The 19,798-nt window shown below is 59.9% G+C and carries 20 protein-coding genes, 1 tRNA gene and 1 pseudogene; 17 read left to right on the forward strand and 5 right to left on the reverse strand.

Translation table 11 applies throughout. The features are described 5' to 3' along the window. Positions 1-49 precede the first annotated feature (49 nt). The 4 genes from rpoE (at position 50) to BXA01_RS22830 (ending at position 3,865) form a co-directional block, all read left to right on the forward strand. On the forward strand, positions 50-631 hold the full coding sequence (gene rpoE / locus BXA01_RS22815; RefSeq protein ID WP_003172477.1) for an RNA polymerase sigma factor RpoE: 582 nt from the start codon (positions 50-52) through the stop codon (positions 629-631). A gap of 30 nt (positions 632-661) precedes the next feature. Further along, positions 662-1,249, forward strand: a complete 588-nt coding sequence (locus tag BXA01_RS22820; protein WP_008077804.1) for a sigma-E factor negative regulatory protein — start codon at positions 662-664, stop codon at positions 1,247-1,249. Between the two features lie 8 nt (positions 1,250-1,257). Continuing rightward, positions 1,258-2,223 carry a MucB/RseB C-terminal domain-containing protein gene (locus tag BXA01_RS22825; RefSeq protein WP_076566397.1) on the forward strand — a complete coding sequence of 322 codons (966 nt, stop codon included), beginning with the start codon at positions 1,258-1,260 and terminating at the stop codon, positions 2,221-2,223. A gap of 208 nt (positions 2,224-2,431) precedes the next feature. Continuing rightward, positions 2,432-3,865 (forward strand): DegQ family serine endoprotease, encoded by a 1,434-nt coding sequence (locus BXA01_RS22830; RefSeq protein ID WP_016771271.1) that lies wholly within the window; start codon positions 2,432-2,434, stop codon positions 3,863-3,865. A gap of 81 nt (positions 3,866-3,946) precedes the next feature. On the opposite strand, the gene BXA01_RS22835 is transcribed toward BXA01_RS22830, so the two are convergent. Further along, positions 3,947-5,380, reverse strand: coding sequence for a M48 family metalloprotease (locus BXA01_RS22835; RefSeq protein WP_076566399.1), 1,434 nt, complete (start codon positions 5,378-5,380; stop codon positions 3,947-3,949). Between the two features lie 96 nt (positions 5,381-5,476). Between BXA01_RS22835 and BXA01_RS22840 the strand changes: the two genes are divergently transcribed. Then, positions 5,477-5,716 (forward strand): sulfurtransferase TusA family protein, encoded by a 240-nt coding sequence (locus tag BXA01_RS22840; RefSeq protein ID WP_041478863.1) that lies wholly within the window; start codon positions 5,477-5,479, stop codon positions 5,714-5,716. A gap of 31 nt (positions 5,717-5,747) precedes the next feature. After that, positions 5,748-6,818: an AI-2E family transporter gene (locus BXA01_RS22845; protein ID WP_016771268.1), complete on the forward strand. Its 1,071-nt coding sequence runs from the start codon at positions 5,748-5,750 to the stop codon at positions 6,816-6,818. Positions 6,819-6,937: 119 nt separating this feature from the next. On the opposite strand, the gene BXA01_RS22850 is transcribed toward BXA01_RS22845, so the two are convergent. Together BXA01_RS22850 and BXA01_RS22855 are read right to left on the reverse strand one after the other, a co-directional pair. Then, positions 6,938-7,411 (reverse strand): peroxiredoxin, encoded by a 474-nt coding sequence (locus BXA01_RS22850; RefSeq protein WP_041478861.1) that lies wholly within the window; start codon positions 7,409-7,411, stop codon positions 6,938-6,940. Between the two features lie 10 nt (positions 7,412-7,421). After that, positions 7,422-7,982, reverse strand: a complete 561-nt coding sequence (locus BXA01_RS22855) for a glycine cleavage system protein R (RefSeq protein ID WP_024012001.1) — start codon at positions 7,980-7,982, stop codon at positions 7,422-7,424. A 328-nt stretch (positions 7,983-8,310) separates the two neighbouring features. On the opposite strand from BXA01_RS22855, the gene dapA reads away from it, so the two are divergent. From dapA to BXA01_RS22895, 7 genes and pseudogenes are all read left to right on the forward strand, one after another. After that, a complete protein-coding gene (gene dapA / locus BXA01_RS22865) occupies positions 8,311-9,192 on the forward strand; it encodes a 4-hydroxy-tetrahydrodipicolinate synthase (protein ID WP_076566401.1) in 882 nt (293 codons plus the stop codon). A gap of 13 nt (positions 9,193-9,205) precedes the next feature. Then, the gene (gene bamC / locus BXA01_RS22870; protein WP_076566403.1) at positions 9,206-10,321 is read left to right on the forward strand and encodes an outer membrane protein assembly factor BamC; all 1,116 of its coding nucleotides are present in this window, start codon (positions 9,206-9,208) and stop codon (positions 10,319-10,321) included. Positions 10,322-10,327: 6 nt separating this feature from the next. Then, on the forward strand, positions 10,328-11,089 hold the full coding sequence (locus BXA01_RS22875) for an MBL fold metallo-hydrolase (RefSeq protein WP_076566405.1): 762 nt from the start codon (positions 10,328-10,330) through the stop codon (positions 11,087-11,089). Positions 11,090-11,117: 28 nt separating this feature from the next. Then, positions 11,118-11,831, forward strand: a complete 714-nt coding sequence (gene purC / locus BXA01_RS22880) for a phosphoribosylaminoimidazolesuccinocarboxamide synthase (RefSeq protein WP_016771262.1) — start codon at positions 11,118-11,120, stop codon at positions 11,829-11,831. Between the two features lie 84 nt (positions 11,832-11,915). Beyond that, positions 11,916-12,005 (forward strand) — tRNA-Ser (locus BXA01_RS22885). A 120-nt stretch (positions 12,006-12,125) separates the two neighbouring features. Beyond that, positions 12,126-13,481: a chromate efflux transporter gene (gene chrA / locus BXA01_RS22890; protein ID WP_076566407.1), complete on the forward strand. Its 1,356-nt coding sequence runs from the start codon at positions 12,126-12,128 to the stop codon at positions 13,479-13,481. Beyond that, positions 13,481-13,600, forward strand: a pseudogene (locus BXA01_RS22895) (manganese catalase family protein); the annotation flags it as partial. The gene chrA and the pseudogene BXA01_RS22895, both read left to right, overlap by 1 nt. Before the next feature lie 35 nt (positions 13,601-13,635). Here BXA01_RS22895 and BXA01_RS22900 read toward each other — a convergent pair. After that, the gene (locus tag BXA01_RS22900; RefSeq protein ID WP_076566409.1) at positions 13,636-14,634 is read right to left on the reverse strand and encodes a ribonuclease Z; all 999 of its coding nucleotides are present in this window, start codon (positions 14,632-14,634) and stop codon (positions 13,636-13,638) included. Between the two features lie 196 nt (positions 14,635-14,830). Between BXA01_RS22900 and BXA01_RS22905 the strand changes: the two genes are divergently transcribed. Then, positions 14,831-16,408 carry a histidine kinase famiy protein gene (locus BXA01_RS22905; RefSeq protein WP_231990995.1) on the forward strand — a complete coding sequence of 526 codons (1,578 nt, stop codon included), beginning with the start codon at positions 14,831-14,833 and terminating at the stop codon, positions 16,406-16,408. A 151-nt stretch (positions 16,409-16,559) separates the two neighbouring features. Beyond that, positions 16,560-17,537, forward strand: a complete 978-nt coding sequence (locus BXA01_RS22910; RefSeq protein ID WP_076566412.1) for an SDR family oxidoreductase — start codon at positions 16,560-16,562, stop codon at positions 17,535-17,537. Positions 17,538-17,650: 113 nt separating this feature from the next. Here BXA01_RS22910 and BXA01_RS22915 read toward each other — a convergent pair whose 3' ends face one another. Beyond that, entirely contained in the window at positions 17,651-17,842 is a 192-nt protein-coding gene (locus tag BXA01_RS22915; RefSeq protein WP_016771242.1) for a YegP family protein, read from the reverse strand. Positions 17,843-18,117: 275 nt separating this feature from the next. On the opposite strand from BXA01_RS22915, the gene BXA01_RS22920 reads away from it, so the two are divergent. Further along, positions 18,118-19,083: a glycosyltransferase family 2 protein gene (locus tag BXA01_RS22920; protein ID WP_076566415.1), complete on the forward strand. Its 966-nt coding sequence runs from the start codon at positions 18,118-18,120 to the stop codon at positions 19,081-19,083. 3 nt (positions 19,084-19,086) lie between these two features. Further along, the gene (locus tag BXA01_RS22925) at positions 19,087-19,797 is read left to right on the forward strand and encodes a class I SAM-dependent methyltransferase (protein ID WP_076566418.1); all 711 of its coding nucleotides are present in this window, start codon (positions 19,087-19,089) and stop codon (positions 19,795-19,797) included. The last annotated feature ends 1 nt before the right edge of the window (position 19,798 follow it).

Here is a 19,798-nt window from a genome sequence, read left to right on the forward strand (position 1 = left end):
CTGGTCGTTTAGTAATGCAAGTCTCCTCCGGGCTTATCGAGGAGTGTTCATGCTAACCCAGGAAGAGGATCAGCAACTGGTCGAACGCGTACAGCGTGGCGACAAGCGAGCTTTTGATCTGCTGGTGCTGAAATATCAGCACAAAATTCTCGGGTTGATCGTGCGTTTTGTGCACGACACCCATGAAGCCCAAGACGTTGCTCAGGAAGCCTTTATCAAGGCGTATCGGGCACTTGGAAATTTCCGCGGTGACAGTGCGTTTTATACGTGGCTGTACCGTATTGCCATTAACACGGCAAAGAACTACCTGGTTTCGCGCGGCCGTCGGCCGCCGGATAGCGATGTAAGTTCAGAGGATGCAGAGTTCTACGATGGCGATCACGGCCTCAAGGATCTCGAATCACCGGAACGTGCATTGCTGCGGGATGAGATCGAAGGCACCGTCCATCGGACCATCCAGCAACTGCCAGAGGATTTGCGTACGGCTTTAACTTTACGTGAATTCGATGGTCTGAGTTACGAGGACATTGCGAGCGTCATGCAGTGTCCGGTGGGTACCGTGCGCTCCCGGATTTTCCGCGCTCGGGAGGCCATCGATAAAGCCCTGCAACCGTTGTTGCAGGAAAACTGAGACAGCGGCGACAGCCAAGAGAGGAACGCCATGAGTCGTGAAGCCCTGCAGGAATCGCTGTCCGCAGTGATGGATAACGAAGCGGACGAACTGGAATTGCGTCGAGTGCTTAGCGCACTGGATGATGTTGATACCCGTGAGACCTGGGCTCGTTACCAGATCGCTCGGGCAGCCATGCACAAGGATCTGCTGCTTCCGCGTCTGGATATCGCTGCGGCAGTGTCCGCTGCGCTGGAAGACGAAACGGCTCCGGCCAAAGTATCCCGCAGCCCATGGCGCAACCTGGGTCGCCTCGCTGTTGCTGCTTCGGTGACCGTGGCCGTTCTGGCCGGTGTTCGCCTGTACAACCAGGACGAAATCGCCGGTGTTGAACTGGCCCAGCAGTCGAACCAGCCTACTCTGGCCACTCCACAGGTCAAAGGTCCGGCTGTTCTGGCTGGTTACAGCGAAAGCTCGGAAGCGACTGGTCCTATGGCTAACGGCGTTCTGCAAGGCCAGCCAGGCTGGCATGATCAGCGTCTGCCAGGCTACCTGCGTCAGCACGCTCAGCAGGCTGCACTCAAAGGAACTGAAAGCGCGCTGCCATACGCACGTGCCGCAAGCCTGGAAAACCGTTAAGGAGGATCATGCGCGCCATCCCTCTACTTTCGCTTCTGCTCAGTGGCTGGTTCATCGTTCCAGCCCACGCTGACGAGGCCCAGGACTGGTTGACCCGTCTGGGCCAGGCCGAGCAGCAGCAAAGCTTCCACGGTACTTTCGTTTACGAGCGCAACGGCAGTTTTTCCACGCACAACATCTGGCATCGCGTCCAGAATGGCCAGGTCCGCGAGCGGTTATTGCAGCTCGACGGTTCGGCTCAGGAAGTCGTGCGCATTGATGGACGTACTCAATGCGTCAGCGGCACCCTGATTGCGGGATTGGGTGATTCACCCAACTCTGCCGCCCGTGCGCTGGACCCCAAAAAGCTGAAGAATTGGTATGACCTTGCCGTCATTGGCAAGTCGCGCGTGGCCGGTCGTGATGCGGTGATCGTGTCGCTGACCCCTCGTGATCAGCACCGATACGGTTTCGAGCTGCATCTGGACAAGAAAACCGGCCTGCCGCTCAAGTCGTTGCTGTTGAACGACAAGGGACAGCTGCTCGAACGTTTCCAGTTCACCAGCCTCGACACGGATGAAATTCCGTCGGACAAGGACTTGTTGGCAGACGCCGATTGCAAGCCGATCAACATCGCAAGCGACAAGGCTTCTGCAGCTAAAACCGTGCAAAACTGGCGTTCGGACTGGCTTCCGCCAGGCTTTGAGCTGACCAGCAGCAGTTCGCACAAGGATGCGCAAACCAAGACCCAGGTCAGCAGCTTGATGTATGACGATGGTCTGGCGCGTTTCTCGGTGTTCCTTGAACCGTTGAATGGCGCAACCGTCACTGACACCCGCACCCAGTTGGGCCCTACCGTCGCGGTATCCCGTCGTTTGACTACACCGCAAGGTGAAATGATGGTCACGGTGGTTGGCGAAATCCCGATTGGCACCGCCGAACGAATCGCTCTATCGATGCGTAACAACGATGGCGCTGCGACCAGCAAGCAGTGAGCTGATTTCAGTCATTTCCACTTCGTCGTCGAGACGTCGAAATGTTTGCTGAGCATTTTCATTTGCAAAACCCCTGAAAATTTTTTATAGGTCAGAGCCTCACGGCTCTGGCCTTGTTTGTTGTTCCCGGAACAAAAATGCCGGTCTGTGGTTTCCGGTGTTCCTTTGCTCCATATCGCTTAACCCTGCTCGTCGTAACGGGAGCTGTATGTCGATACCAAGTTTGAAGTCTTACCTTTCCATCTTCGCCACCGTGCTGTTGCTCGGTCAGGCGGTCCCTGCTGCGCAAGCGGCCGATCTGCCTGATTTCACCCAGTTGGTCGAACAAGCGTCGCCAGCGGTGGTGAACATCAGTACCACGCAGAAACTGCCGGACCGTCGGGTCAACCAGCAGATGCCGGATCTGGAAGGCCTGCCACCGATGCTGCGCGAATTCTTCGAGCGCGGCATGCCGCCTCAGCAGCGCTCGCCACGTGGCGATGGACGCCAGCGTGAAGCGCAATCGCTGGGCTCGGGTTTCATCATTTCGCCGGATGGCTACATCCTCACCAACAACCACGTGATCGCCGATGCTGACGAAATCCTCGTCCGTCTGGCTGACCGCAGTGAGATGAAAGCCAAGCTGGTCGGCACCGACCCCCGCTCTGACGTGGCGTTGCTGAAAATCGAAGGCAAGGATCTGCCGGTGCTCAAGCTCGGCAAATCCCAGGACCTTAAGGCCGGCCAGTGGGTCGTGGCGATCGGTTCGCCATTTGGCTTTGACCACACCGTGACCCAAGGCATCGTCAGCGCCGTCGGTCGCAGCCTGCCGAACGAAAACTATGTGCCATTCATTCAGACCGACGTGCCGATCAACCCGGGCAACTCCGGTGGCCCGCTGTTTAACCTGAACGGTGAAGTGGTCGGCATCAACTCGCAGATCTACACCCGCTCCGGTGGCTTCATGGGCGTGTCGTTTGCCATTCCGATCGACGTGGCGATGGATGTTTCCAATCAGCTCAAGAGCGGTGGAAAAGTCAGCCGTGGCTGGCTGGGCGTAGTCATTCAGGAAGTGAACAAGGATCTGGCCGAGTCGTTCGGTCTGGACAAGCCAGCTGGCGCGCTGGTAGCGCAGATTCAGGACGACGGCCCTGCGGCCAAGGGCGGCCTGCAGGTTGGCGACGTGATCCTGAGCATGAACGGTCAGCCGATCGTCATGTCCGCCGATCTGCCGCATCTGGTCGGCGCGCTGAAGGCTGGCGCCAAAGCCAATCTGGAAGTGATTCGTGAAGGCAAGCGCAAGAACGTCGAGCTGACCGTCGGCGCAATCCCGGACGAGGACAAGGAGCTGGCAGGTCTGCCGAAATCCGGCGCTGAAAGCAGCAGCAACCGCCTCGGTGTTGCGGTCGGCGAATTGACTGCCGAGCAGAAGAAAACCTACGACCTCAAAGGTGGCGTGGTGATCAAGGAAGTGCAGGACGGTCCTGCGGCCCTGATCGGTCTGCAGCCGGGTGACGTGATCACCCACCTGAACAATCAGGCCATCGGCTCGGCCAAGGAGTTCACCGACATCGCCAAGGCGTTGCCGAAGAACCGTTCGGTGTCGATGCGCGTGCTGCGTCAGGGCCGTGCCAGCTTCATCACCTTCAAACTGGCTGAATAAGCCAGCAACAAGGTAAAAAGAAACCGCCTCGAAAGAGGCGGTTTTTTTGTGTCTGCAGCTTTTGTCTTTGTCGGGAAAGACTCAGCCCATCATGTCCTTGATCATACGCTCCTGCTCCATCAGCTCACGCTGGCGGGCATCGATGCGCGAGGACAGCGGGAAGTTGTTGCCAGCCTTGCGCTTGGCGAAGTCCAACTGCTGAATGGCCTGGCGGTAATCGCCGACCAGCGCAAAATACTCGGCTCGCGCCTGGTGCAGGCCGATGATGTTGCCCGACAAGCCACGGGTTTCAGCAACCTGATACCAGACGTCCGGATCATCCGGGCGGGACTTGAGCAGGCTGTCCAGCGCCTTCTCGGCATCGGCGGCGCGATTCTGTTTCAACAGCAGATCGACACGCACCTGATTCAGCGGATAGTTGCCCGGGAACTGCGTGAGCATGCGGTCGACCCGTGACTGCGCATCGGGCAGGCGATTGTTGGTGATGTCCAGATCGACCTGAGCGAGGTTGTAGATGATCTCGTTCGGCGACTTGGCCAACAATTGCTTAAGGTTCTCGCGGGCTTCGTTGAGCTGACCGCCCTTGATCTGGGCGATGGCGAGGCCGTAACGCGCCACATCGTTTTTCGGGTTCTCATCGAGCAGGGCGCGGAAACGCTTGGCGCCCAGTCCCGGGGTTTCTTCGTAGATCAACTGGACCCGCGCGCGGATCAACTGGTAGCGCATGCTGTCTTCGATGCCGCCCGGTTTCGCCTGCTCGGCGCGGTTGCGGGTATCGGCGATACGCGATTCGGTGACCGGGTGAGTCAGGAGGAATTCCGGCGGTTTGGCGTCAAAGCGGTACTGGCGCATCAGGCGTTCGAACATGGTCGGCATCGAGCGCGGATCGTAACCGGCCTTTTCCAGGTTGAGGATGCCGATGCGATCCGCCTCCTGTTCGTTTTGTCGCGAGAAGCGCCGTTGTTCCTGCAACGCCGCAGCCTGGGTGCCAGCGATGGTGGCGATGCCGGCATCACCGCCGCCGGCCGCCGCAATGACAATGCCGGCCAGCAACGCGGCCATCATCGGCACCTGCATTCTTTGTGAGGCTTCCACCCCGCGAGCAAAGTGGCGTTGCGACAAGTGCGCCAATTCGTGAGCGAGCACCGAGGCGTACTCACCCTCGGTCTGGGCGTTGAGGAAAAGACCGCCGTTGACCCCGACCACGCCGCCCGGCGCTGCAAAGGCGTTGAGTTGTGGGCTGTTGATCAGGATGAATTCCAGACGTCGGTCGGAAACCTGACTGGTCTCCACCAGCTTGTAGACGCTGGATTCGACGTAATCCTTAAGCTGCGGATCGTTGAGCTGGGAAACCTGACTGCGCAGCATGGCCAACCAGGCGCGGCCGAGCTGGTATTCCTGTTGCGGCGAGACAATGGCAGAGCTGGCGTCGCCGAGTGACGGCAGATCGTCGGCAAAGCCTGGTGAGGCGAGCAGGCAAGCGAGCGTCAGCAGGGTAGGGCGCAGAAAAGTCATGCACAAAGCCTTGGAGGACAAAGACCTTACTGTAGCCGGACACCGAAGCCGCGACCAGATATTCTAGGCAGCTCGACAACGAACCGGAGTGACGCAATGACTGACGCTGTAGCCCATGACGTGGAACTGGACGCCAGTGGCCTGAACTGTCCGTTGCCGTTGCTCAAGGCAAAAATGGAACTCAACAAACTGCACAGCGGCGCTGTGCTCAAGGTGATCGCCACCGATGCCGGCTCGCAACGCGACTTCCGTACCTTTGCCAAACTCGCCGGTCATGCGCTGTTGCGCGAAGAAGACGAGGCTGGCGTCTACCGTTACTGGTTGAAAAAAGCCTGAAGCGCCGCGCCTAAAATCGAAGGGATTATTGATGTTCAAAGTGTTACGCGACTGGATTCAGCGCTACTTCTCCGATGAAGAAGCCGTGGTGCTGGCAGTGCTGCTGTTTCTCGCCTTCACCGCCGTGCTCACCCTCGGCGGCATGCTCGCGCCCGTATTGGCGGGCATGGTGCTGGCGTATCTGATGCAAGGCCTGGTGGTGACGCTTGAGCGGCTGCGTGTGCCCGGCGGGGTGGCGGTGGGGCTGGTTTTTGCGCTGTTCATGGGCGCGCTGATGCTGTTTATTGTCGTGGTGCTGCCGCTGCTGTGGCATCAGTTGATCACGCTGTTCAACGAGTTGCCGGGCATGCTCGCCAAGTGGCAGTCGCTGCTGCTTCTATTGCCAGAGCGCTATCCGCATCTGGTGTCTGACGAGCAAGTCTTGCAAGCGATCGAAGCGGCGCGGGGCGAGATTGGCAAGTTTGGTCAGTGGGCACTGACTTTCTCGTTGTCGAGTTTGCCGCTGCTGGTGAACATCATGATCTACCTGGTACTGGTGCCGATTCTGGTGTTTTTCTTCCTCAAGGATCGGGCCATGATCGGCGAGTGGGTGCGCGGCTATCTGCCTCGCGAGCGCGCACTGATCACCCGCGTCGCGCAGGAAATGAACCGGCAGATCGCCAACTACATACGTGGCAAAGGCATCGAGATCGTGATTTGCGGCGGCGTGACTTACATCGCCTTCATCGCGCTGGGCCTGAACTACGCGGCGCTGCTGGCTTTGCTGGTCGGCTTGTCGGTGGTGGTGCCGTATGTCGGTGCGGTAGTGGTGACCGTGCCGGTGCTGCTGATTGCGCTGTTCCAGTGGGGCTGGAGCGATCAGTTCATCTACCTGATGGCGGTCTACGGAATCATTCAGACGCTGGACGGCAACGTGCTGGTGCCATTGCTGTTTTCGGAAGCAGTGAATCTGCATCCGGTCGCAATCATCTGCGCGGTGCTGCTGTTTGGCGGATTGTGGGGATTCTGGGGTGTGTTCTTTGCGATCCCGCTGGCGACGCTGTTCAAGGCTGTGCTCGATGCGTGGCCGCGCAAGGAGCCGGTGGTGGCGCCGTTGCTTTAGATCGGGGTGAGGCTTTTGGCCTCATCGCTGGCAAGCCAGCTCCCACAGGTTTTGTATGTGCTGAACCCTGTGGGAGCTGGCTTGCCAGCGATGGCGTCGGTGACGACGCAGCAAAAACATCAGGCTTTATTCAGAGCCTCAGCCGCCGCCAGCACGGCATCAACATGCCCCGGCACCTTCACACCACGCCATTCCTGACGCAGCACACCGTCCTTATCAATCAGGAAAGTGCTGCGATCAACGCCCAGGTATTCCTTGCCATACAGCTTTTTCAGCTTGATCACGTCGAACAGCTGACAAACCGCCTCGTCCTTATCGCTGATCAGCTCGAAGGGGAATTCCTGTTTGCCTTTGAAGTTTTCGTGCGACTTCAAACTGTCGCGGGAAATGCCGAAGACTTCGGTGTTGGCAGCCTTGAACGCCGCATATTGATCGCGAAAGCCCTGGCCTTGAGTGGTGCAGCCCGGGGTGCTGTCCTTCGGGTAGAAGTAGATCACCACTTGCTTGCCCTTGAGTTCGGACAGGCTGACGGTCTGCCCGCTGGTCGCAGGCGCGGTGAAATCCGCAACCGGTTGGTCGATGACAACGGCCATGAAAGCTTCCTTACATTGGGTTTTGTGGGCGCCAAGGCTCGATCAGGGCATCCAGGTTCATCGCGTCGGCAAAATCAAGGAACTGATCGCGCAGCCAGCTGATCTGGGTGTTGGCCGGCAGGGTCACGGTGAACGTGGCGTTGAGCATGGTGCCGCCGGTCTGGGGAGCCTGGTAAGTGTCGCAGGTGAGGTTTTCCAGTTCGACGTTGTGGTCCATGAAGAACTGGCACAGCTCATTGATGATGTCCGGGCGATACGCCGAGCTGACGTAAGCCACGTAAGGCAGCGCTTGCGGACGATTTTCCAGAGCGGCGCTGCGCACCACGTTGACGGTGAAAGCGTGACGCTTGGCCAGCAATGGCAGGCTGCCTTCGAGGCGCGCGAGGGCGTCCCAGCTACCGGAAACTTCCAGCACCAGAGCGCTGCACTCGCCGTGGCGGGTCAGGCGAGAGGTGACGACAGCGCAGCGGTTTTCATGGCTGGCGCGGCACAGGACGTTGGTCAGCTCCATGGGGTTGGCGCCGAGGGCACTGATGACAAGGAATTGTTCGCGAACTGTGGGGGTGGACATGCAGCATTCCTAAAGCGATGAGCGGTCGGTAGGTTGACGGGCATTGGTGGCCGGGCGTGCCTGTTCTGGCGGTCCGTATAAAGAGCCCCGGCCAGCGTTCGCGGCTCGCTCCACTGTGCGGGAGCGCGTCGATGCGACGCAGGAACGGGGCCTGGGAGGCCGAAAGGGGAGGCTGAAACCCGGCGTACAAGCTGATCTGTACCGATCAAAGTCTGAAGGGTAGCGAAAAGCGGCGCCAAGGGGAATGGCAGCGGCGCAGTACTTCGCTTGTGCAAGCATCTTGGCGCCAGTACCATTACCGCTCTCTTTTTCCGGCAGGAGCGGTTTCATGATTGCGGGCAGTATGGTGGCACTGGTCACTCCCATGGATGCACAAGGGCGTCTTGACTGGGACAGCCTCAGCAAACTCGTGGACTTCCACCTCAAGAACGGCACCCATGCCATCGTCGCCGTCGGTACTACCGGCGAGTCGGCCACCCTTGATGTAGAAGAGCACATCGCCGTCATCAAAGCCGTGGTCAAACAGGTTGCCGGGCGCATTCCGGTCATCGCCGGCACCGGCGCCAACTCGACCCGCGAAGCCGTCGAGCTGACCCGCAACGCCAAGGCCGCCGGCGCCGATGCCTGCCTGCTGGTGGTTCCTTATTACAACAAGCCGACCCAGGAAGGTCTGTACCAGCACTTCAAGCACATCGCTGAAGCGGTCGACATTCCGCAGATTCTCTACAACGTTCCCGGCCGCACCTCCTGCGACATGCAGGCCGAGACGGTGATTCGCCTGTCCACCGTGCCGAACATCATCGGCCTCAAGGAAGCCACCGGCGACCTCAAGCGCGCCAAAGCGATCATCGATGGCGTGAGCAAGGATTTCATCGTGCTGTCCGGCGATGATCCGACCGCTGTCGAGCTGATCCTGCTGGGCGGCAAAGGCAACATCTCGGTCACCGCCAACGTCGCCCCGCGCGAAATGGCTGACCTGTGCGAGGCCGCGCTGAAGGGCGACGCCGATACCGCACGCGCAATCAACGAAAAACTGATGCCGCTGCACAAGGACCTGTTCATCGAAGCCAACCCGATTCCGGTGAAGTGGGCTTTGGTCGAAATGGGCCTGATGCACGAAGGCATCCGCCTGCCACTGACCTGGCTGAGCACCCCTTGTCATGAAACGCTGCGCTCGGCCCTGCGCCAGTGCAACGTCCTGGTTAATTGAGGAAGTACAACGCATGAAGCGAATGGCCGGACTTTCCGCACTTGCCTTGATTATCTCCAGCACCAGTGGCTGCGGATGGGTCTGGGGGCCGGAAGGTTATTTCCGCGACCGTGGAAGCGATTACCTGCAAGCGCAACAGACTGCACCGATGCAATTGCCACCGGATGTGAGCACTGCCAAACGTCTCGATCCGCTGTTGCCGATCCCGCGCAACGTGGCCGATGACACCGCGACGGGCGAGTACGTTGTGCCGCGTCCTCAGCCGCTTTCGGCGGTTGCCGACGCAACTGATTACTCGCTGCAGAAGAGCGGTGATACGCGTTGGGTCGTGGCCCAGCACCCACCGGCCGAAGTCTGGCCAGTGGCGCTGCAGTTCTTCCAGGACAACGGTTTCCGTCTGGATGAACAACGTCCGCAGACCGGCGAGTTCACCACTACCTGGCAGCACTCCGACGAGCTGTCCGCTTCGATGGCCAAGCGCCTGAGTGCGGCCGGTATTGCCAGCGACAGCGAAACCCGCGTGCGCGTGCGTATCGAGCCGGGCGTGCAGCGCAACACCAGTGAAATCTACGTGGTCAGCGCCGAGCGTCCTGCCGGCAGCACGGCCGACGTGGCCTTCACCAACCGTTCGGTCAATACTGGCCTGGACGCTGCGCTGGTCGACGACATGCTCGCGAGCATGAGCCGAACGTCCGAGAAGGGCGGTTCGGTGTCGATGCTGGCCTCGCGTGATTTCGATGCGCCGAGCCGTGTCAGCCTGAACGAAGACGGCAGCGGCAACCCGGTGTTGAACGTCGGTACCGATCTGGACCGCGCCTGGTCGAGCGTCGGCCGTGCGCTGGAACAGGGCGAATGGCGCGTTGAAGACATCAACCGCAGCCTGGGCCTGTACTACATCAACCTGGCCGAAAAAGCCGAGAAGAAAGACGACAAGCCTGGCTTCTTCAGCAGCCTGTTCGGCAGTGCACCGAGCAAGGAAGAAGTCGAAGCCCGCGCCGAGCGTTATCAGGTTCGCCTGAGCAAGGTGGGCGAGAACATCCAGGTCACCGTCGAAAAGAACATCAACACCGTCGCGCCGGCCGATGTCGCGCGTAAAGTGTTGAGCGTGATTCAGGACAACCTGGGCTGATCCGATATGCGTTTTGCCGTTCTCGGCAGCGGTAGCCAAGGGAACGGCACGCTGATCGCCAGTGCTGATACGTACGTGCTGGTGGATTGTGGTTTTTCCCTGCGGGAAACCGAAAGACGTCTGTTGCGCCTGGGTGTGCACCCGGCGCAACTGAGCGCGATACTTGTGACCCACGAACATGCCGACCACGTGCATGGCGTGGGTTTGCTGTCTCGGCGCTACAATCTGCCGGTCTACCTCAGTCGCGGCACACTGCGCGGGATGCGCAAACCGCTTGAACCGGCAGGCTTTCTGGCCGGCGGCGAGCAACTGCAGATCGGCGCACTGAACGTCGGGGTCATTGCCGTGGCCCATGACGCGCAGGAGCCGACCCAGTACGTCTTCAGCGATCAGGAACAGCGGCGCTTCGGCCTGCTGACCGACCTGGGGTCGTTCTGCGAGCGGGTGCTGGATGGCTATCGGGACCTCGATGCATTGATGATCGAGTCCAACCATTGCCGCGACATGCTGGCCCGTGGTCACTACCCGTACTTTCTCAAGCAGCGGGTGGGCGGCGAGCTGGGACATTTGAACAACCATCAGGCGGCATTCCTGGTGGCCGAGTTGGGCTGGCAGGGCTTGCAACACCTGGTCCTGGCCCATCTGAGCAGCAAGAACAACCTGCCGCAGCTGGCCCGGCAATGTTTTGTCGACACCCTCGGGTGCGACCCGGACTGGCTGCAACTGGCCGATCAAGATTCAGGGCTCGACTGGCGCCACATCGCCTAGCCCACCTACTTAGCAAGCGGAGCCCATCATGGAAAAACGTGAAGAACTCTACCGCGGCAAAGCCAAATCGGTTTACAAGACCGACGACGCTGACCGCTTGATCCTGCTGTTTCGCAACGACACTTCGGCGTTCGACGGCAAGCGCATCGAACAGCTTGATCGCAAAGGTATGGTGAACAACAAGTTCAACGCCTTCATCATGCAGAAGCTCGAAGCGGCCGGCGTGCCGACCCAGTTCGACAAACTGCTGGGCGACAATGAATGCCTGGTGAAGAAGCTCGACATGATCCCGGTCGAATGCGTCGTGCGTAACTACGCCGCCGGCAGCCTGGTCAAGCGTCTGGGCGTCGAGGAGGGCATGAAGCTCAACCCGTACACCTTTGAACTGTTCTTGAAGGACGACGCCAAGGGCGACCCGTTCATCAACGAATCCCATGTTGTGGCATTCGGCTGGGGCACCGCCGAGCAACTGGCGCGCATGAAGGAACTGTCGCTCAAGGTCAACGAAGTCCTGAGCAAACTGTTCGACGACGCCGGCCTGCTGCTGGTCGACTTCAAGCTTGAATTCGGCGTGTTCAGCGACGGCTCCATCGTCCTCGGCGACGAGTTCAGCCCGGACGGCTGCCGTCTGTGGGACAAGGACACCAAGAAGAAGATGGACAAGGACCGCTTCCGCCAGGGCCTCGGCGACGTCATCGAAGCCTACGAAGAAGTCGCCGCTCGTCTGGGCGTACCGCTTTAATCGACGCAAGCATCTGATAGCACGGAAAAAATTTCGTTTGGGGGGTTCGCAACCAACGAAAGTGTTGTTATGATGCGCGCCGTTGGAGAGATGCCAGAGTGGCCGAATGGGACGGATTCGAAATCCGTTGTACCTTCACCGGTACCTAGGGTTCGAATCCCTATCTCTCCGCCATTATTGAACAAGACGAAGCCCCCGTAATCATTGCTGATTACGGGGGCTTTTTCGTTTCTGGCGTTTTGTTCGCAATGCTTTTCGGGTACAAACTGCCGACTGCATAAAAGGAACAGCTCGATGAGTGAAGTTCAGCCGTTGGCGGATGATGACGACGTGAAGCCGCAAGTCGTGAGTTTGCGCGAGGCGTTCTGGTTCTGGTTGAAGCTGGGCTTTATCAGTTTCGGCGGGCCGGCCGGGCAGATTTCGATCATGCATCAGGAACTGGTCGAGCGGCGGCGCTGGATTTCCGAGCGTCGTTTTCTGCATGCCTTGAACTATTGCATGTTGCTGCCCGGGCCGGAGGCGCAGCAGTTGGCGACCTACATTGGCTGGCTGATGCATCGAAGCTGGGGTGGCATTGTGGCCGGGGCGTTGTTTGTGCTGCCTTCGCTGTTCATCCTGATTCTCCTGTCGTGGCTCTATATCGCCTTCGGTGAGGTGCCGGTGGTAGCCGGGCTGTTTTACGGGATCAAGCCTGCGGTGACGGCCATTGTCGTGCAGGCGGCGCATCGCATCGGTTCGCGGGCGCTGAAGAACAATTGGCTGTGGGCAATTGCGGCGGGATCGTTTACGGCGATTTTTGCGTTCAATGTGCCGTTTCCGCTGATCGTGCTGGGCGCGGCGGTGATTGGCTATTTCGGCGGTCGCCTGGCGCCGGAGAAATTCAGGGCCGGCGGGCATAGCGCGGCGAAGAAGTCTTTCGGCGCGGCGTTGATCGATGACGACACACCAACCCCGGCCCATGCCCGTTTCAGCTGGAAGAAACTGACCTTGATCGCCGTGATCGGTGCCGCGCTGTGGGCATTGCCTATGGGTGTATTGACCGCGCTTTTCGGCTGGCAGGGCACGTTGACGCAAATGAGCTGGTTCTTCACCAAGGCAGCGCTGCTCACCTTTGGCGGGGCTTATGCGGTGTTGCCCTATGTCTATCAAGGTGCGGTCGGTCACTACGGCTGGTTGACCCCGACCCAGATGATCGACGGGCTGGCGCTGGGCGAAACCACGCCGGGGCCGCTGATCATGGTGGTGGCGTTTGTCGGTTTTGTCGGGGCTTATGTGTCGCAGGTGTTCGGCGCCGATCAGGTGTTCCTCGCCGGAGCGGTCGCCGCCGCGCTGGTGACATGGTTCACCTTTCTGCCCTCATTCCTGTTCATCCTCGCCGGCGGTCCGCTGGTGGAGTCGACGCACGACGAACTCAAATTCACCGCCCCACTGACCGCGATCACTGCTGCGGTGGTAGGGGTGATTCTCAACCTGGCGTGCTTCTTCGGCTATCACGTGCTCTGGCCGCAGGGTTTCAGCGGTAGCCTGGACTGGCCGTCGGCGTTGATTGCGCTTGCGGCGGCCATTGCGCTATTTCGCTTCAAGCGCGGAGTGATTCAGGTGTTGCTGGGCTGTGCGTTGGTTGGGTTGGTGGTGCATTTGCTGCGTTAGTCTCGGCCGGCGTGCCATGGACGGCGGCGTATATCGACACCGTCGGTGAGCCTACCGCCGACATGCGCTCCAACATCGCAGCTGAAGCACGGGCGAAGATCGTCTATGAGCGCTTGATGGGGCGCGCGCCTGAAATCAGGCGCGCCCCGGTTGATCACTGTGAGATCTTGGTGACTTCCAAAGATTTGCGCTCGATCGCTACGGGCTGCAAATGCCCCAAACGGTCGAGGTGATAGCGCTGCAGATCCCGCGCGAGAATCAGTTGGCCGTTATACAGCGCCGCCGCTTCACTGCGCACATCTTCGATCGACGGACTCAGCGCCGGGTTGGCCTGATAGCGCGCGCTGAAATGCGTCAACACCAGATTGCGCACCCCGGCTGATTCGGCAAATCCAGCGACAGCGGCGGCGCTGCTGTGGCCGTAACTGGCACGAGCGCGGTCGATTGCTGCCTGCACGAATGTCGCTTCATGCACCAGCACATCCGCCGATTGCGCCACTTCGGCCAGCAGTGCCGGCCGATCGTTGTCGCCGCAGACGATGATGCGCCGATCAGGTCGCGCGCTCAGCAGATAGTCGCGAGCGTGCAGCATCCGCCCGTCAACCTCCACGTCCTGACCATGGGCCAACTGACCCCAGAGCGGGCCGCGTTCGATGCCTTCAGCGTCGAGTCGCTGCACGTCGAGACGCGGTTCCGGATCGGACTCGGTAAATACATAACCGTGACACGGCACACGGTGGGACAGCTCGACGGTCTGCACCTGAACGTTGAGGTTGCGCCACTCCTCAAGCGTTTCCACAGCGTGCAAGTTGATCTCGAAGGGCAGATGCGATTGCGTGACCTCCAGGCTCATTCTCAGCCAGGGATGCAGCGCCGCCGGCAGGATAATGTCCAGCGGCCGCGTGCGTCCGGACATGCCGGTGCTCGCCAGCAGACCCGGCAAGCCCAGGCAGTGATCGGCGTGTACATGAGTGATGAAAATCGCCCGCAACTCGCTCAGCGACAGCGGCGTGCGCAGCACCTGATGCTGAGTGCCTTCACCGCAATCGATCAGGTACCAGCCCTTGCCGGCAGAGGCGATCAATGCAGTCGCGCTGACGTTGCGCTGGCGGGTCGGCACGCCGGCAGACGTGCCCAGAAACAACAAATCCACGGTGGTTCTCCCTGGCGGATCGGATTTCAGATATTGCGCGCAGTTCTCGGTGAGCTTTCGACAATCAGCGAGGCGATTCGGATCCATCGATGGACTGCGACAATTCATCGGACACCCGCGCTGTCGGCGGCTGGCCTCGGCACTTCGCTCGCTGATGATGGTCACAGCGAAACGGAGTCACTTAGCGGAGGTCAACTTGCCCAGAAAATCCAGGCCGATCGTCGACCGCGCCGATGCGGCGACCCTTTCGCAAGAACGCAAAGATGTGTTTTTCGCGGCGGTGCAGGTCAGCCGCATGGCCATGATTGTCACCGATCCAGCGCAGCCCGACGATCCCATCATTTTTGCCAACAATGCGTTTCTTGAACTCAGCGGCTACGAGCTGGAAGAAGTGCTCGGGCGTAACTGCAGGTTTCTGCAAGGCGAGCAGACTGATCGTGCGGTGTTGCAACGGGTCAAGCAAGCGCTGAAACATCAACACGAAACCTGCGTGGAGGTGCTCAACTATCGCAAGGACGGCTCGTCGTTCTGGAACGAGCTGTTCATCGCGCCGTTGTTCAACGAGCGCGGACAACTGGTGTATTTCTTCGCTTCGCAAATGGACGTCAGCCGCCGCCGTGACGCCGAGGACGGTTTGCGTTACAGCGAAAACATGGAAGCACTCGGGCAGTTGACCGGTGGCATTGCCCACGATTTCAACAATCTGTTGCAAGTGATGATCGGCTACATCGAGCTGATCCAGCACACCGCCAAGCGGCCGAGCATCGATCCGCAACGCATCGTGGTCGGCGCCGGCCACGCTCGCGCGGCGGCGGAAAAAGCACGTTTGCTGACCCAGCATCTGCTGGCATTCTCCCGCCGGCAACGGCTCGAAGGCCGGGTGATCAATCTCAATGCCTTGCTTGAGCGGTCAACGCTGCCGGCACCGGAATCCTGCGATCTGGAGCCGCAATTCGAGTTGGTCGAGGATTTGTGGAATTGCCGCCTCGACCCGGCGCAGGCGGAGATGGCGCTGAACCATTTGCTCTCCAACGCCTGCGATGCGCTGGTTGACCAGCAGCAACCTGCGATCACCGTGCAGACCCGCAACGTCGATGTACCGGACTCGACGGATCCGCACCAGGGCGGACTGGCGGCGGGGCGTTACGTCTGCATTGCGATCGCCGATAACGGCGTGGGCATTGCCGCCGACGATCTCGACAAGGTCATGGAGCCGTTCTACACCACGAAAGAGGAAGGTAGCGGCGCTGGCCTCGGGCTATCGATGGTCTACGGCTTCGTCAAGCAATCCGGCGGTGTGGTCAAAATCGAATCGACGCCGGGACTCGGCACCACGGTGCGCCTGTTCTTCCCGGCGGATGACAGTCAGCTATCGGCATCTGGCTCCGCTGAAGCCGCAGAAAATCTCAAGGGCACGGAGCGCATCCTGATCGTCGAGGATCGCGCCGAAGTTGCTGAACTGGCGCGCTTCGTACTGTCCGAACAGGGTTACCGCACCACCATCGCTGCAGACGCGAGCGAGGCGCTGGCGATGTTGCAGAGTAGCGACTTTGAGCTGGTCTTCACCGATCTGGTCATGCCCGGTGAGATGAACGGGCTGGCACTGGCGCGGGAAATCAGCCAGCGCTATCCGGCCATTAAAATCCTGCTCACTACCGGGTACTGCGCGGACGAGTCGACGCCGGATGAGCTGGCTGACAATGAGTTCGAATTGATCGCCAAGCCCTACGCGCCGGTGGATCTGTTGCGCAAGCTGCGCTCGATGCTCGGCTGAAAAAACGAACTGACGGCGCACGTTCGGCGTCCATCCTAAAGAGCGCATTGAGCAACCAGTGAGGGACCCGATCCCCGAGGAGATGTTGGCAATGAGCGACAACTTGATGATCAATATCGGGCCGATTGACTGACCGCCGGGAGGGCGATCCATGCAGGAGCAACCGTTGGTAGTGATAACCGGTGCCAGTGCTGGCGTCGGGCGCGCGGTGGCTCATCGGTTTGCCGCTGGTGGCTATAGCATCGGACTGTTGGCGCGTGATCCGGCGGGCCTGGCCGCCACGCAGGAGGAGCTGCAAGCGTATGGCGTTCAGGTTGAAACCGTCAGCGTCGACGTCGCCGATGCGCTCGCCGTGCAGCAGGCCGCCCAGCAACTGGAAACCGCGCTAGGGCCGCTGGCGGTCTGGGTCAACGCGGCGATGGTCACGGTGCTTTCGCCGATAGAACAATTGTCTGCCGCCGAGATCGAACGGGTTACTCAGGTGACGTATCTCGGCACGGTTCATGGCACTTTGGCGGCGCTGTCGTTGATGCGTCCGCGCAACCAAGGGGTGATCATCCAGGTCGGCTCGGCGTTGGCCTATCGCGCCATTCCGTTGCAGGCCGCCTATTGCGGGGCGAAGTTCGCTGTACGCGGTTTTACTGATTCATTGCGCTGTGAGTTGCTGCATGAGCGCAGCCATATTCGCGTGTGCATGGTGCAATTGCCCGCGATCAATACCCCGCAGTTCGATTGGGCACGCAACAAATTGCCCAAGCGGCCCCAACCGGTGCCACCGATTCACGACCCCGACGTAGCGGCACGGGCGATTTTCAGTGTGGTAAAACATCCTCCGCGAGAGTTGTGGCTAGGGTGGTCGACGATCAAAGCGATTATTGGGCAGTCGGTCATGCCCGGTCTGCTCGACCGTTTGATGGCGCGAAGTGCATGGTCCGGTCAGCAGACCAATGAGCCTGAAGACAACGAGCACCCGGACAACCTGTTCGAAGCGCAGCCGGATCGGCATCAGATTCGCGGACGTTTCGTCGGCCGTTCCAGGGATGCAGCGCTGGCCTTGACCTCGACGCAAGTGCTGGCGATATCGGCAGTGATTGCCATATTGGTCGGCGTGGTTCTATTACAACTCTGATGCTTTCCCGGTTCGCTCCACTGTCGACGCATCTCTGCGTGCGCTGCTAGAGGCGCTGGGGTGCATGGAAGCAACAAATGCAGCACATGCACCTTTGATGAATGTGGTTTCGCTCAAATCTCCTTGATCGGCGTCTCGCCTTGAACGGCTTTGATCAGATTGATCACGTGCAGGCAATCAGCCTTGTTCACATACGATTCGCCACTGGCCACCGTCTCGTGGTTACGCGCACGCAGGCGCCAGCGCCATTGGCCTTTGCCAGTGCTCGGGGTGCCTCGGGTTTGTCGGTAGATTTCGAAATACATACGGTTCGCTCCCTGCGATCGATAGGCGCGCCCACCTGTGTGGCGCATCGACGCAAGCCTAGCGCAGCGGTTTTTTTTGGCTATCGGGGATTTGTTTCCAATCGTTCGCGGATGTTTCTGAAAGACGCTGGCCAGAGCGCCGCGACTGCCCGGCGAATTGGCCGATATGACGCCGTGTCCTGCTTGCACGTGCGTGCTTGCTACTGCTTAATACGGGACGGCTCATGGCCTCGAAAGACTTTCGATGACCGACAAACTATAAAAAGAGCACTCCTTTGACTGAGCACGGAACGCAACAGGCCGGGCAGGTGACGTTGTCGCTGGTGATCCCCGTTTTCAACGAGGCCGACAGCCTCGACAGCTTTCTTTCGCGCATCGACGACGTCTTTCAGACGCAGGCACTGATCGATCTTGAACTGGTCTTCATCAACGATGGCAGCACCGACACCACCCTTGAGCGCTTGCTCGAACGGCAGCGGCAAGACTCGCGTCTGCGCATCGTCGATCTAAGCCGCAACTTCGGCAAGGAAGCGGCGTTGTCGGCCGGTCTGCAAATGGCCACCGGGCAGATCGTGGTACCGATCGACGCCGATCTGCAGGACCCGCCGGAAGTCATTTTGCAGATGATCGAGCGCTGGCGCGAAGGTTACGAAGTGGTGCTGGGGCATCGTGTCAGCCGCCGCAGCGACACGTGGGCAAAATCGACCTCGGCCCACTGGTTCTATCGCCTGCACAACCACATCGCCGAACAGCCGTTGCCGGAGAACGTTGGCGACTTCCGCCTGATGGACCGCTGCGTGGTCGATGCCTTGCTGACCCTGCCTGAGTCGCGGCGCTTCATGAAAGGTCTGTTCGCCTGGGTCGGTTTCCGCACCACCCACGTCGACTACGAACGTCCTGAGCGCGTGGCCGGGCAAAGCAAGTTCAATGGCTGGCGGCTGTGGAACTTCGCCCTCGAAGGCATCACCAGTTTCAGCACCGAGCCGCTGCGGGTCTGGACTTACCTGGGGGCAACGGTTTCGCTGGTGTCGTTTGCGTTCGCGATGTTCATTGTCCTGCGCACACTGATCCACGGCGTCGACTTGCCCGGTTATGCCTCGCTGATGGTCGCGGTCACGTTCCTTGGCGGTTTGCAATTGATCGGCATTGGCGTACTCGGCGAATACCTCGGCCGCACCTATATCGAATCCAAACGCCGGCCGGTTTTTCTGGTGCGCCGTGTCTACGACCCCAAGGACTGACAGATGGATCTCAAGGAAACCGACATCCTCGGCGACAGCATCGATGAGCATTGGTATTACTGCTGCAAAGCGGCGGCGACCCGGCGATTGCTGGGCAACATGCCGATCCGACGAATACTCGATGTCGGTGCCGGCTCGGGGTTTTTCTCGCATCATCTGCTGACCCACACCGACGCGCATGAGGCGTGGTGCGTCGACATCAGTTACCCCGCCGATTCAAGCGCCACCACCGCTGGCAAACCGGTGCATTACCGACGCGGCATCGACAGCATCGATGCCGATCTGGTGTTACTGATGGACGTGCTCGAGCATGTCGACGACGACCTCGGCCTGCTCAAAAACTATGTCGATAAAGTGCCTTCGGGCAGTCGTTTTCTGATGACGGTGCCGGCGTTTCAGTTTCTCTGGAGCGGTCATGATGATTTTCTCGAGCACAAGCGCCGCTACACCCTCGCGCAATTCGAAACTCTGGCGGGCGATGCCGGTTTGACCGTGCAGCGCGGCGCCTACTATTTCGGTGCGGTGTTTCCGATCGCCGCAGCGTTGCGCCTGATGCCTCAAGGTTCGCAAACCACACGGCCGCAGTCGCAACTCAAGCGTCATCACCCGTGGGTCAACAGCGTGCTCAAGACTCTTTGCCGACTCGAGTTGCCGTTGATGGGCAGCAACCGGCTGGCCGGTTTGAGCGTCTTCGTGCTGGCGCAGAAACCGTGAT

Origin of the sequence: Pseudomonas sp. B10, from assembly GCF_900156235.1 — a bacterium.
In the GTDB taxonomy this organism is placed as follows: Bacteria; Pseudomonadota; Gammaproteobacteria; order Pseudomonadales; family Pseudomonadaceae; genus Aquipseudomonas; species Aquipseudomonas siliginis.